The following is a 13,279-nucleotide window of genomic DNA, read 5'->3' as shown; positions in this document are numbered from 1 at the left end:
CCCACAGCCCGCAGGCTGACGGACGTCAGGGGGTTCGGGGCACGGCCCGAGGGAGCCCGAACCCCACCCCGCCAGGGGCGCGGGGAACTGCGCGACCAGCCCCCACCGGCCCGCACCCGAAAGGCGCACCCGAAATCCCCCCACCCCCAGCGGAGCGTCAGAGCACCCCGCTGCCAAGCGGCCGATCCTCCCCCGCCCCCGGCAGCACATAGAACAGCGCCGAACCATAGTGCTCGGCAAAGGAGTTGAGCGCGTCGCCCGCGACCAACCGCTGCTGCACCCGCACGAAGAGCGCGGGGTCCTTCATGTAGGCCAGGAAGAGCAACCCCCGGTCAGCCCGGCTGTTCTCGTAGGAGTAGCCGCGCCGCAGCATGCGAGCACCGTCGTCGAGCCGGGAGTTCGCAAGCCGCACATGGGCATCGGCGGGCAGAACGTAACCGCCCTCCGGACTCCGCGCGTCCAGGTCCGCCCCGTCGCGCTCGGAGCCACCCCCCAACGGCTCACCCCCACGCCTGCGGCGCCCGATGATCTGCTCCTGCCGGGCAACGGGCAGCCGCCCGAACTCCTCGGCACGCAGCCGTACCCGGCGTACGACGAGGAAGGTGCCGTCCGCGTACGGACCGGGCCCCGGCAGCCACACCCACCGCTCGCTCTCCTCGGTCGTGGGATTCGTCGTACCGTCCTTGAAGCCGAGCGGATTGCGCGGGGTCTCGCCGTCGCGCACGGCCGTGAAGGGACCGGACTGCGGCCCGGGCAGCTCGCCCGGCAGGAACCCGGCCTGCCGCCAGCGCGGCCGCAGCACCCCGGTGCCGGCGCCCGCGAGCAGCCCGGCGGCCCGTTCGCACGCCCACGGGTCCGCCGCACAGATCTGTACCCCGATCTCACCGCCGCCGGCCCCCGCGTCGAGGTGCTCCCCGTCGAACGCGGGCAGCTCCCGCAGCCCCTCGGGTGCCCCGACACCGAGCCTCGCCGGCAGCGCGGGCCCGATCCCGACGGTCGCGGTGGCTCCCGCCTCGATCCCGGAGAGCGCCTCGCTCCACCGCGCGAGCAGCCGCCGTACGGCGTCCCGCCCAGGGGCCCCTCGCGTGCCCGGCGTCAGGTCGTAGGAGAGGACGAGGACGTGCTGAGCCCGCGGCTCGGTCACCCCGGCCTGCCGCACGGGCCCGCGGGGCGCCCCCTCAGCGGGCCGCCGCGAGGCCTCGCGCGGGGGCGCGGAGTCACATCCGCTCACCGCGAAAGCCACGGGCAGGGTGGCGAGGAGGGTGCGGCGACGGATCCTGGAGAGCCTGGGAACACTCAAGTCATCGTACAAAACAGTACATTTCGTGACGAAGGTGCTGCGCACGATACACCTACGTCGCCGGGTCACCGGGTTTCCCCGGCCCTGCGTGCCGCGGCGGGCCGCCGGTGGGGGCGCCCCGTACGCCCTGCCCCTTGCCCCTGCGCGAGCACCCACTCACGGTCCGCTGCTGGGCAGCCCCCAAGGGGCGCGGGGCTGTGACATTGTGCGGCTCCGCCGCGTGTGCGCGACCAGCCCGCACCCAGAAACCACACCCGGAATCCCCTCCCCACACCCCCGGCGGCCACGCGGCGGAGCCGCAGAGTGTCACAGCGGGAAGGGGTGGGGAGGGGCCTCCCGGGGTCTGGGGCGGAGCCCCAGCGCACCCCGCCGCCCCCAACTCAAGCCAAACACCGGTCCGTTACTGCTCCCCCAAGGGATTGACCGGCGGCGGAGGCGCATCCGGATCATCCCCGGCGACGGGCAGCGGCCGATGCCCCTCGGACCAGTGGTTGGACCACCCGCACACCCCGCACGAATACCGCCCGTCAAGCCCCGCCAACTCCGTACCGCACCGCTTGCACCGCGTGTACGTGATGTCCGGCGTCGGTGCGGGCCCGGGATCCGGGGGCCGTCCAGGGGCGTGGGTCACCCAGGGAGCCTACCCAGCGCGGCCCCGCGATGCCCTGCTACCGGCACGCCGCCAGCAGCCCCGCCGCCGTCACGACGGTCGCGAAGCCGCCGCCGTGCAGGGACACCGCGGTGGCCCGGGCCAGTTCGTCGGCGGACTGGTGCCAGCCGAAGGGGCCGGTCAGGTCGAAGGTGTGGGTCGCGTCGAGCGGGAGCAGCACCTCGTAGCCGAGGTTGCCGCCCATCCGGGCCGTGGTCTCGACGCACATGTTGGTCTGGATCCCGGCCACCACGAACTGGCGGATCCCGGCCTCCTTGAACCAGGCGTCCAGGTCGGGCGAACCGTAGAACGCCGAATTCACCGTCTTCGTGACAAGCAGCTCCGGGCCGCCGCCAAGACCCCGCCGCTTCTGCACGTACTCCTTGAAGTCATTGCCGCCGTACCCCGGGCGCAGCGGCGAGTCCGGCTTCGCCGAGTCGTGCCGTACGAAGACGACCGGCCGGCCGGTCTCCTGCCAGGCCGCGATCAGCGCGGCGACGTTCTCGTCGGCCGAGGGATTGTTGCGCGGCCCCCAGAACCGCTCCTCCTCGAAGCCCTGCTGTACGTCGACGACGACAAGCGCCGCGTTCGGTGCGATGTCCATGTCCTGGGGGCTCCCTGTGATCCGTACGCTCTCGTCACTGCTGCTCGTAGCGCTGCTCATGGCCACCATGCTGCCGTTGCGGACCACCCCGTCCCAGAGGTACAGAAGTCAGCGATCGATGGTTTACTGCCAGCATGCCGACCCTGCCTCGTCTGGCGAGTACGCCGAGTACGCCGAGCCATCGCATCGCCCTGCTGGCCTTTCCCGGCATCCGGGCCTTCGACGTCAGTGTGATCACCGAGGTGTGGGGCGCGGACCGCACCGACCGGGGCGTGCCCGCCTTCGACCTGCGCCGGGTCGCCACGGACCCGGCGCCCGTGCCGATGCGCGGCGGCCTCGCACTCACCCCGGACCGGACCCTGGCCTGGCTGGACCGCGCCGAACTGATCCTCGTACCGGGCCTGGACGACCACACAACTCCCGCCCTCGCACCCGTACTTGAGGCCCTGCGCCGCGCCCACACCCGCGGTACCACGATCGCCTCCCTGTGCGGCGGCGCGTTCACCCTGGCCCAGGCCGGCCTGCTGGACGGCCGCCGCGCCCTGACCCACTGGGCCCTCACTGACCTGTTCCGGGCCCGCCATCCGCGGGTCCGCGTCGAACAGGACGCGCTGTTCGTGGAGGACGGCAACATCTGGACCTCGGCCGGGACGGCCGCAGGCCTCGACCTGTGCCTGCACCTCGTACGGATCGCGCACGGCGCCGAGACCGCCGCGACGATCGCCCGCTCGATGGTCACCGCGCCGTTCAGAACGGGGAGCCAGGCCCAGTTCATCGAACATCCCACCCCGCGCACCGACCGGGACCTGGATGCCCTGGCCGATGTACGGGCGTACGCGCTCAGCCACCTCCACGAGCCGCTGACCGTGCCCGCACTCGCCGAGCGCGCCGGAATGTCACCCCGCTCCTTCGCCCGCCACTTCACCGCAACCACCGGGACGACGCCCCGGCGCTGGCTGCTCGACCAGCGCATCGCGACGGCCCAGAAACTCCTCGAACGCACCGACCTGCCCATGCCGGAGGTGGCTCGCCGAGCGGGCTTCGGCAGCGAAATCACGATGCGCCAGCACTTCGCCACCCGCCTCACGACGAGCCCGCGCGCCTATAGAGCCTCGTTCGCGTCTGGTCCAACTTCTTTGTAGGCATGCGGAGTTGGCGGTTGCTGGGTTACGAAGCGACGGGCCGACCGGGCTCATCCAGCCAGAACCGCTGCCCCTGCGCATCCACGGTCACGCCGAACCGGGTGATGTCCGGCCGCCGTTCGCGCTGGTGCCAGCCGAACGACGTCAGCACCTCGCCCCACAGGTCACGCGGCCCCCAGACCCGCACGGCATCGTCCTGCCACCAGTCGCTGTAGCGCACGATCGCGACGGACGTACCGGACTGGTCCACGAACTGGACCCTGCGGTCGTCCCCGTCTCCACGATGGGAGTAGGACACATCGGGCACCTGAAGCCCGATCGCGAAGTCCTGTACGTAGGGCCCTTGCAGCACTTCGTACGGGTCGACCGGCGACGACGACCGGCGAACGGAATCGTCGTCCGCCACGTTGAGTGCCCGCCCGGGGCGCTGACCGCGCATCCACATGTACGACGCCCCGCCCACGAACCGGCCCTCTGCCCTCCCCCGGGTGACGCGGAGTTGGAGCAGCCCGGCGTTCTCGTAAGCCGTCCCGAACGGCGTGAGGATCAGGCCGCCTTCACTGACCTGGTCGATCCAAGCACGCGGCACGGTCCTCAGCGACGCGGTGCTGATGATCCGGTCGTACGGAGCCCGTTCGGGCACCCCGAGGAGGTCGTCGCCGCAGACGAGATGCGGGGCATACCCGGCCCGCTTGAGGTTCGCGGCGCCCCGGCCGGCGAGATCCTGGTCGATCTCGACCCCGGTGACCCGCTCGCCGCCCACCCGCTCACACAGGTAGGCGGTGTGGCATCCGGACTCGTATCCGACGTCGAGAACCGTGTGGTGCGGGCGGAGTTCAAGATGGCTCAGCTTCTCGAAGACGATGTCCGGGGCGGACACGGAGGAGCTGAAATTGCCGTAGGCCGGTCCGGTCGGCAGGGTCCGGCCGTCGTCCATCTGCGTGACGACGGACCGGTGGTGGTCCCATGCGGCCCGCTGCCATGCGGCCTGGTCGGCGTCCCGGTCGACGAACCGGTACCGGCCGTCTTCATCCTGCTCGGGCACCCAGGCCCGGCCGGGAACGAAGTTCTCACGGTCGACGGCGTCGAACGCGTCCCTGAGCCAGGGCTCGCGGAACACGCCCTTGGCGGCGAGGGCCTGGCGGCATACGTCGCGGTAGTGCACGACGTGCCCTACTTCGGCCGCTGCCCGTCGGGGCTGGGCGGCTCCGGTGGGGGCGTCCACGGCTTGTCGTCGGTCTCGCCGCCGTGCTTTCCGGCCCTTGTGGCTTCCTTTCTCGGGTGGGGTGCCAGCTCTGGTTGGTTCCCAGGTCACCGGGCTCGGCCCTTAGCAGTGTCGGCAGCGTCGAGGACTTCCAGGAACGCCCGGACCGTCCGGGCCGGCGCCCGCAGGTAGGTCCACGCGCCGAGCGGAATGGGCTCGGGGCCCGTCGCCATCAGGTCGGCCCAGTCCCGCAGGGCCGCGTCCGAGCGTTGCGTCCCGGGCAGGGGCCGTACCGAGGCGTACAGCTGCGCCCCATGGCCATGGACCCTCGCGGTGAGAACGCCGATCTCCCTTCGGCTCGGCTTGAACTGGTGGGCGACCAAGGCCCGGTCGCAGTCCAGAGCGGCCAACTCCCGCTCGGTGGGCGTCAACGGCTCAGCGTCTATCGTGCTCACGTCCCTCACTGACCGTGCCCCCTTCCGGATTCACCCCTTCCAGCAGGGGTCTGTGAAGAGCTAACCCCCGATGGCAGGCCCACGGGTACCGTTGAACCTCCCCGGGAATGTGAAACCTGGGAAACCCCCGCAGTTGGTTGGGAGTTGAGATGGCGAGGATCAGCCCCAAGACACCGAATACCGGCTTGTCGAGCCTGCTTGAACAGGCGAAATACACACAGTCCCAGTTCGCGAATGCGGTGAATCACGCGGGCGTCGCGGCCGGGCTCGAACTGCGCTACGACCATTCGGCGGTGAAACACTGGCTTGCCGGTACGCAGCCGAAATCGCAGGTCAGGGCGGTTATCGTCGAGGTCCTGGCGCGTAGGTTGAAGCGCCCGGTCACGCATGCCGAAGCGGGTCTCACGCCCGTTCCGGACGTGCGCGGAGGGGCAGGGGGTGACACGGTCGAGGACCTGATGGACCTGGGAACGGCCGATATGAACCCGTCCCGTCGGGGCGTTCTCGCCGGCGGCCTGTACTCGGCCGCGTTGGCCGTCCCCGCATTCGCCGTGGCAACGCCCGCGAAAGCCGCCGCGAAATCCCCCGCCCGGCCCACAACTCATATCGGGTCAGGGCAAGTCGACACCGTACGCAGGATGACGGACAAGATCGCGGACATTCTCGACGAACTCGGCGCCGGTCACGCCCGGCCGATGGCGGCGGCGTTCCTCGTGAACACCGTCGGCCCCTACCTGAAGGCCTCGGCCACCGGGGAGGTCCACTCCGACATGCTCTCGGCTGCCTCCGACCTCACCTACCTGACCGGGTGGATGGCGATGTACGAGCGCGAGCACGGCACCGGCCAGACCTACTACCTACGCGCGCTCGACCTCGCCCGCGAGGCCGAGGACCACGTCACGTACTGCCGCACCCTGCGCGGCATGAGCCTCCAGGCCTCCAACCTGCGCTACGGGTCCAAGGCCCTCGAATACGCCGACAGCGCGGCTGAGGTGGCCCCTTCGGCCGGCCCTCGCCTGACCGCGTTCCTGCGCGGACAGCAGGTCCACGCGGCCTCGATGGTCGGTGACAAGCGGCAGGCCATGAACCGGCTGCGCGAGACCGAGGCCGCACTGGCCAAGGCCGACAACCACCGGGACGCGATCGGTGGGTACGACCAGGCCGCCTACCAGTTCCATGTCGCCCATGTCCTGTACGAGTTCAAGGACCTGGACGGTTCGATCAAGGCGATGCAGCACTCGCTGCGTGTCCAACCTCCCCAGGAGCGGCAGGGCCGGGTGCATGCCAACGGCGTTCTCGCACAACGGCAGTTCGAGCTCGGGCACGTGGAGCAGGCGTGCTCGACGTGGGGCCGGTTCCTCGACGACTACCAGGACCTGTCTTCGGCGCGCGGCGACGAGCACTTCGCCACCATGCGCAAGCGGCTCGCCCCGTACACGAAGGCGCGGGCGGTGCGCGATCTGATGACTCGGGCGCAGGACGTCGCAGCGCACAAGGCGTAGGGATGACCGCATGACGTCTGAGCCCGTTCCCGTGCTCGCCCCGGAAGTCATGGCCTTCTACACGGAGACGATCGACGAGTCGGTCCGCCTGACGTCCAGTGCCGACGGCGCGCTCGAACTCATCCGCACCCAGGAGATCCTGCGGCGCCACCTTCCGCCCGCGCCGGCCAGCGTCCTCGATGTAGGGGGCGGGCCCGGCATCCATGCGCAGTGGCTGGCCGAGGCCGGGTACACCGTGCACATCGTGGACCCCGTGCCCCGCCATGTCGCGCAGGCACCCTCCGGCGTCACGGCCGAGGTCGGTGACGCGCGCAAGCTGTCCGCGCCCGACCACTCCCAGGACGTCGTCCTCCTGCTCGGCCCGCTCTACCACCTGCTTGAGCGCGAGGAGCGGGACAGGGCCATCGGCGAGGCGCTGCGTGTCGTGAAGCCGGGCGGGCTCGTCGCGGCTGCCGCCATCGGGCGGTACGCCTCGCTCTTCGAGCACGTCGCCACCACGCTGCTCGACGTGGAGCGCGTCCACGACGCCGTCTTCGACATCCTCAGGACGGGGCGCCACGACCCCGGTCGTAAGGGGTTCACCGCCGCCTACTTCCACACCGCCGAGTCGCTGGCCGAGGAACTCGCGGCGGGTGGTGTGAGCGATGTGCAGGTGCTCGGGATCGAAGGGCCGTCGTGGGGTGCGCTCAAGGCGGCCGAGGTGCACGGCAAGGAGTCGCTGCGGGACTCGGCCATGTTCCGCGCCGCGCTCGCTGCGGCCCGGCTCGCCGAGCCGTACCCCGAGCTTCTGTCGGCCAGCTCCCACATGCTGGCGGTCGGGCATGCGCCTGGGTGACGAGCCCCACATCCCCACACCCCCCGCCCCCCCGGCACGGCCCCCACCAGCCAGAACCCGTCAGGATCCGTCAGAACCCTTCAAGCAACATCCGATCTCCATCACCAGATTTCTGTTATCCGGTCACCTCCGGGCTGTTCTCCTCTCCGTCGGGCCAGTTAGGTTCGGTCGATGCCGGGGAGAGTGGACGAGGCGTGATCAGTGAACAGGGAGCCGCGGTGGTCGTCGCGGCTCGGGCCGGTGACCAGGCGGCCCGCGACGAGCTCATAGCCGGGTATCTGCCGCTCGTGTACAACATCGTCGGCCGCGCGCTGAACGGGCACGCCGATGTCGACGACGTCGTGCAGGAGAGCCTGCTGCGGATGCTCGACGGGATCGGCTCGCTGCGTGACCCGGAGGCCTTCCGGTCCTGGCTGGTCTCCGTCACCATGAACGAGATCCGGCGGTACTGGCAGGGCCACCGCCGTACCCCCGTCGACGGCGGACTCCAGGACGCCTACGACGTCGCCGACCCCGGCGCCGACTTCGTCGACCTCACCATCGTCCGGCTCGGGCTCTCCGGGCAGCGCAAGGAGGTCACCGAGGCCACCCGCTGGCTGGAGCCCGACGACCGCGCGCTCCTCTCGCTGTGGTGGCTGGAGGCGGCGGGCGTCCTCACCCGGGGCGAGGTCGCCTCCGCGCTCGAACTGTCCCCCGAGCACGCCGCCGTACGCATCCAGCGCATGAAGGGCCAGTTGGAGACCGCCCGCGTCGTCGTGCGCGCCCTCGCCGGGGTCGAGCGCTGCGGCGAGCTCTCCGGGCTCGCCCTCTCCTGGGACGGCGTGCCCTCCGCCCTCTGGCGCAAGCGCATAGCCCGGCACGCCCGCACCTGCGCCGTCTGCTCCGGGCACTGGAGCGGGCTCATACCCGCCGAGGGGCTTCTTGTCGGCCTCGCCCTCGTCCCGGCGATGGCAACGGCCGGCCTTCTCGCCGCGCTGCACGGGCAGACGCCCCATCTGCAGACCGCCGCACACGCCACCACCCAGGCCACCCCCCAGCCCGCCCCGCGAGCCACCCACGCCGCCCACAAGCGCCGCGGCCCCACCTCCCGGCGCGACCGGCGCGACCAGCGGGCGCGGCGCCGGCGCCGGGCCGCCGCCGTCATCGCCGGGGTCGCCGCGATCGCCGCCCTCGGCGGGGCCTTCCGCTTCTTCACCGACTCCGGGGACGACGCGTCCCACGCCGTCGCCGACGCCCCCGCCACCACCACCGAGGCCGCCGCCGACGGCATCAGTACGAAGCCGGTTCCGCCGACCCCTTCCGTCTCCAACTCACCGGCGAGGCCCAGCAGTTCGGCCCGCCCCAGCGCCAAGCCCTCGACGCCTTCGACCAGGCCCTCCTCGCCCCCCGCGTCGCCCAAGCCCACGCCCAGCACCAAGCGCGCGGCCCCCAGCGCCGACTCCGGCCAGCCGGCCGCCGCCCAGGAGGTGCTCGCGCTCGTCAACTCCGAGCGTGCCAAGGCCGGTTGCTCCGCGCTCACCAGCAGTCCCAAGCTCTACGACGCCGCCCTCAAGCACTCCGAGAACATGGCCGCGCAGAACTTCTTCGACCACACCGACCCCAGCGGCGCCGGGCCCGGCGAGCGCATCACCGCCGCCGGGTACAAGTGGAGTACGTACGGCGAGAACATCGCCCGCGGGCAGGCCGACGCGGCCGCCGTCATGGACTCCTGGATGCACAGCCCCGGCCACCGCGCCAACATCCTGAACTGCGCGTTCAAGGAGATCGGGATAGGGGTGCACTACGGGTCGGGCGGGCCGTGGTGGACCCAGGACTTCGGCACCCAGGGGTAGCGCCCGCCAGAGGACGGCGGGCCCGGGCCCGCCGTCCGTACGGGGAACTCAGCCCTCGTCCTCCAGGTCCCCCTCGGTCTCCAGGTACACCTGGCGGAGGGCTTCCAGAACCGCCGGGTCGGGCTTCGCCCACATGCCGCGGGACTCGGCCTCCAGGAGTCGTTCCGCGATGCCGTGCAGGGCCCACGGGTTGGCGGACTGGAGGAACTCGCGGTTGGCCGGGTCCAGGACGTACGTCTCGGTCAGCTTGTCGTACATCCAGTCGGCGACCACGCCCGTCGTCGCGTCGTAGCCGAACAGGTAGTCCACCGTCGCGGCGAGTTCGAAGGCGCCCTTGTAGCCGTGGCGGCGCATCGCCTCGATCCACTTGGGGTTCACCACGCGGGCCCGGAAGACCCGCGAGGTCTCCTCGACCAGGGTGCGGGTCTTGACCGTCTCGGGGCGGGTGGAGTCGCCGATGTACGCCTCGGGAGCGGTGCCGCGCAGCGCGCGGACGGTGGCCACCATGCCGCCGTGGTACTGGAAGTAGTCGTCCGAGTCGGCGATGTCGTGCTCGCGGGTGTCGGTGTTCTTCGCCGCGACCGCGATCCGCTTGTACGCCGTCTCCATCTCGTCCCGGGCCGGGCGGCCGTCCAGTTCGCGGCCGTACGCGTAGCCGCCCCACACCGTGTAGACCTCGGCGAGGTCGGCGTCGGTGCGCCAGTCGCGCGAGTCGATGAGCTGGAGCAGGCCCGCGCCGTAGGTGCCGGGGCGGGAGCCGAAGATGCGGGTGGTGGCGCGGCGTTCGTCGCCGTGCTCGGCGAGGTCGGCCTGGGTGTGGGCGCGTACGTAGTTCTGGTCGGCGGCCTCGTCGAGGGAGGCCGCCAGGCGTACCGCGTCGTCCAGCAGGCCGATCGTGTGCGGGAAGGCGTCGCGGAAGAAGCCCGAGATGCGCAGGGTCACGTCGATGCGGGGGCGGCCGAGCTCGTCGAGCGGGATCGGCTCCAGGCCGGTGACGCGGCGCGAGGCGTCGTCCCAGACGGGGCGGACACCGAGCAGCGCCATCGCCTCGGCCACGTCGTCGCCCGCCGTGCGCATCGCGCTCGTACCCCACAGGGAGAGCCCGACCGAGGTCGGCCAGTCGCCGTTGTCGGTGCGGTAGCGGTTGGCGAGGGACTCGGCGAGGGCCTGGCCGGTCTCCCAGGCGAGCCGGGAGGGGACGGCCTTGGGGTCTACGGAGTAGAAGTTGCGGCCGGTCGGGAGGACGTTGACGAGGCCGCGGAGCGGCGAGCCCGAGGGGCCGGCCGGTACGAAGCCGCCGTTCAGGGCGTGGACGGTGTGGTCGAGTTCGGCGGTCGTCGCGGCCAGGCGCGGGACGACCTCGCGGGCCGCGAACTCCAGGATGGCACGCACCTGTTGGGGCTGGTCGGCGGGGATCGCGGCCAGGTCCCAGTCGGCGTCGTCCATCAACTGCACGAGGGCGCGGGCCTGTTCCTCGGCCTCGTCGGCCAAGGTGCGGGTGGCCGCGGACTCGTCGAGGCCGAGTGCCTCGCGCAGGCCGGGCAGGGCGGTGGTGCCGCCCCAGATCTGGCGGGCGCGCAGGATCGCGAGGACCAGGTTGACGCGGTCGGCGCCGGCCGGGGCGTTGCCGAGCACGTGCAGGCCGTCGCGGATCTGGACGTCCTTGATCTCGCAGAGCCAGCCGTCGAGATGCATGATGAACTCGTCGAAGCCCTCGTCCTCGGGGCGGTCTTCGAGCCCCAGGTCGTGGTCGAGCTTCGCGGCCTGGATCAGCGTCCAGATCTGGGCGCGGATCGCGGGCAGCTTGGCCGGGTCCATGGACGCGATCTGGGCGTGCTCGTCGAGGAGTTGCTCCAGGCGCGCGATGTCGCCGTAGGAGTCGGCGCGGGCCATCGGCGGCACCAGGTGGTCGATCAGCGTGGCGTGCACGCGGCGCTTGGCCTGGGTGCCCTCGCCCGGGTCGTTGACCAGGAACGGGTAGACCAGCGGGATGTCGCCGAGCGCGGCGTCGGGGCCGCAGGCGGCGGACAGGCCCGCGTTCTTGCCGGGCAGCCACTCCAGGTTGCCGTGCTTGCCGAGGTGGATCATCGCGTCGGCGCCGAATCCGCCGTCGGCTGCGGAGGCCGCGATCCAGCGGTAGGCGGCCAAGTAGTGGTGCGAGGGCGGCAGATCGGGGTCGTGGTAGATCGCGATCGGGTTCTCGCCGAAGCCGCGCGGCGGCTGGATGAGGATCAGCAGATTGCCGCGGCGCAGGGCGGCGAGCACGATGTCGCCCTCGGGATTGCGGGAGCGGTCGAGGAACATCTCGCCGGGCGGCGGCCCCCAGTGCTCCTCGACGCCGCTGCGCAGCTCCTCGGGCAGGGTGGCGTACCAGCGCTTGTAGTCGGCGGCCGGGATGCGGACCGGGTTGGCGGCCAGCTGCTCCTCGGTGAGCCAGTCCTGGTCGTGGCCGCCCGCGTCGATCAGGGCGCGGATCAGCTCGTCGCCGTCGCCGGAGACCAGGCCCGGGATCTCTTCCTCGGGCCCGAAGTCGTAGCCCTCGGCGCGCAGCCGGCGAAGCAGCGCGACGGCGCTCGCGGGGGTGTCGAGGCCGACCGCGTTGCCGATCCGGGAGTGCTTGGTCGGGTACGCGGAGAGCACGAGCGCGAGCCGCTTGTCGCCGGCGGGAATGTGCCGGAGCCGGGCGTGCCGCACGGCGATACCGGCGACGCGCGCGGCGCGCTCGGCATCGGCGACGTACGAGGGCAGACCGTCCTCGTCGATCTCCTTGAAGGAGAACGGGACGGTGATGAGGCGCCCGTCGAACTCGGGGACGGCGATCTGGCTGGCCGCATCCAGCGGGGAGACGCCCTCGTCGTTCTCCTCCCAGGCGCTGCGGGAGCCGGTGAGGCAGAGCGCCTGGAGGATCGGTACGTCCAGGCCGCTGAGGGCGCCCGCGTCCCAGGACTCGTCGTCGCCGCCCGCCGACGCGGTAGCCGGCTTGGTGCCGCCGGCCGCGAGGACGGTGGTCACGATGGCGTCGGCGGCGCCCAGTTCGTCGATGAGCTCGGGCTCGGGGGTGCGCAGCGAGGACACGTACAGCGGGAGCGCGCGGGCCCCGGCGTCCTCGATCGCGCCGCACAGGGTGTCCACGAAGGCGGTGTTGCCGCTCATGTGGTGGGCGCGGTAGTAGAGCACCGCGACGGTCGGGCCGTCGACCGTACGGACCGTGCGCTCAAGGGGGCCCCAGGAGGGCGCGGGCGCGGGCGGCTCGAAGCCGTGGCCGGTGAGCAGCACGGTGTCGGACAGGAAGCGGGCGAGCTGGCCGAGGTTGGCCGGGCCGCCGTGCGCGAGGTAGGCGTGCGCCTCGGCGGCGATGCCGACGGGGACGGTGGAGGCCGCCATCAGCTGGGCGTCCGGGGCCTGTTCGCCGGTGAGCACGACGACGGGGAGCCCGCTCGCGGTGAGCTGATCGAGCCCGTCCTGCCAGGCGCGTACGCCGCCGAGCAGTCGTACGACGACGAGCCCGACGCCGTCGATGAGCCCGGGCAGGGCGTCGAGCGCGAGCCGGGACGGGTTGGCGAACCGGTAGGGCACCGGGCCGCCGCCGCTCGCGGCGCGGGCGCTGAGGAGGTCGGTGTCGGACGTCGACAGGAGCAGGATGGGGCGGGGGTCCTCTGCGGGCTCCCCGGACGTGTGCAGCATGCGGCGTCAGGCCTTCCTCGGGGTGTCCGCGCCCCGGGTGGTGTCGGAATGGATCTCCCCGAGGGGAGGGGG

General features: G+C 71.9%; 9 protein-coding genes. 4 read left to right on the top strand and 5 right to left on the bottom strand.

From position 1 onward, the window contains the following. Positions 1 to 157: 157 nt before the first annotated feature. Together ACSHXC_RS20710 and ACSHXC_RS20705 are read right to left on the bottom strand one after the other, a co-directional pair. A complete protein-coding gene (locus ACSHXC_RS20710; protein ID WP_438292999.1) occupies positions 158 to 1,300 on the bottom strand; it encodes a Dyp-type peroxidase in 1,143 nt (380 codons plus the stop codon). A gap of 668 nt (positions 1,301 to 1,968) precedes the next feature. Beyond that, a complete protein-coding gene (locus ACSHXC_RS20705; protein ID WP_438296717.1) occupies positions 1,969 to 2,553 on the bottom strand; it encodes a cysteine hydrolase family protein in 585 nt (194 codons plus the stop codon). Between the two features lie 134 nt (positions 2,554 to 2,687). Here ACSHXC_RS20705 and ACSHXC_RS20700 point away from each other — a divergent pair, with 134 nt between their 5' ends. Beyond that, complete coding sequence (locus tag ACSHXC_RS20700; protein ID WP_438292997.1) at positions 2,688 to 3,695, top strand: GlxA family transcriptional regulator; 1,008 nt, start codon at positions 2,688 to 2,690, stop codon at positions 3,693 to 3,695. Positions 3,696 to 3,720: 25 nt separating this feature from the next. Here the strand turns inward: ACSHXC_RS20700 and ACSHXC_RS20695 are convergent, their stop codons facing one another. Further along, complete coding sequence (locus tag ACSHXC_RS20695) at positions 3,721 to 4,920, bottom strand: protein-L-isoaspartate O-methyltransferase family protein (RefSeq protein ID WP_438292996.1); 1,200 nt, start codon at positions 4,918 to 4,920, stop codon at positions 3,721 to 3,723. 86 nt (positions 4,921 to 5,006) lie between these two features. Further along, on the bottom strand, positions 5,007 to 5,354 hold the full coding sequence (locus tag ACSHXC_RS20690) for a DUF6415 family natural product biosynthesis protein (protein WP_438292995.1): 348 nt from the start codon (positions 5,352 to 5,354) through the stop codon (positions 5,007 to 5,009). 149 nt (positions 5,355 to 5,503) lie between these two features. Between ACSHXC_RS20690 and ACSHXC_RS20685 the strand changes: the two genes are divergently transcribed. The 3 genes from ACSHXC_RS20685 (at position 5,504) to ACSHXC_RS20675 (ending at position 9,523) form a co-directional block, all read left to right on the top strand. Then, positions 5,504 to 6,856, top strand: coding sequence for a hypothetical protein (locus ACSHXC_RS20685; protein ID WP_438292994.1), 1,353 nt, complete (start codon positions 5,504 to 5,506; stop codon positions 6,854 to 6,856). 10 nt (positions 6,857 to 6,866) lie between these two features. Beyond that, positions 6,867 to 7,691 (top strand): class I SAM-dependent methyltransferase, encoded by an 825-nt coding sequence (locus ACSHXC_RS20680; protein WP_438292993.1) that lies wholly within the window; start codon positions 6,867 to 6,869, stop codon positions 7,689 to 7,691. Positions 7,692 to 7,885: 194 nt separating this feature from the next. Further along, complete coding sequence (locus ACSHXC_RS20675) at positions 7,886 to 9,523, top strand: sigma-70 family RNA polymerase sigma factor (protein ID WP_438292991.1); 1,638 nt, start codon at positions 7,886 to 7,888, stop codon at positions 9,521 to 9,523. 48 nt (positions 9,524 to 9,571) lie between these two features. On the opposite strand, the gene cobN is transcribed toward ACSHXC_RS20675, so the two are convergent. Continuing rightward, on the bottom strand, positions 9,572 to 13,207 hold the full coding sequence (gene cobN / locus ACSHXC_RS20670; RefSeq protein ID WP_438292990.1) for a cobaltochelatase subunit CobN: 3,636 nt from the start codon (positions 13,205 to 13,207) through the stop codon (positions 9,572 to 9,574). Positions 13,208 to 13,279: the final 72 nt, after the last annotated feature.

The organism is Streptomyces sp. HUAS TT7, assembly GCF_051550175.1.
GTDB lineage: Bacteria > Actinomycetota > Actinomycetes > Streptomycetales > Streptomycetaceae > Streptomyces.
The sequence above is the reverse complement of the archived record's forward strand: the minus strand, read 5'-3'. Positions and strand labels throughout refer to the sequence as shown.

Bases quoted from the DNA above. Each gene is read 5' to 3' on its own strand.
- ACSHXC_RS20705 (WP_438296717.1), bottom strand. From the start codon at position 2,553: ATGGACATCGCACCGAACGCGGCGCTTGTCGTCGTCGACGTACAGCAG.
- ACSHXC_RS20700 (WP_438292997.1), top strand. From the start codon at position 2,688: ATGCCGACCCTGCCTCGTCTGGCGAGTACGCCGAGTACGCCGAGCCAT.
- ACSHXC_RS20685 (WP_438292994.1), top strand. From the start codon at position 5,504: ATGGCGAGGATCAGCCCCAAGACACCGAATACCGGCTTGTCGAGCCTG.
- ACSHXC_RS20680 (WP_438292993.1), top strand. From the start codon at position 6,867: ATGACGTCTGAGCCCGTTCCCGTGCTCGCCCCGGAAGTCATGGCCTTC.
- cobN (WP_438292990.1), bottom strand. From the start codon at position 13,207: ATGCTGCACACGTCCGGGGAGCCCGCAGAGGACCCCCGCCCCATCCTG.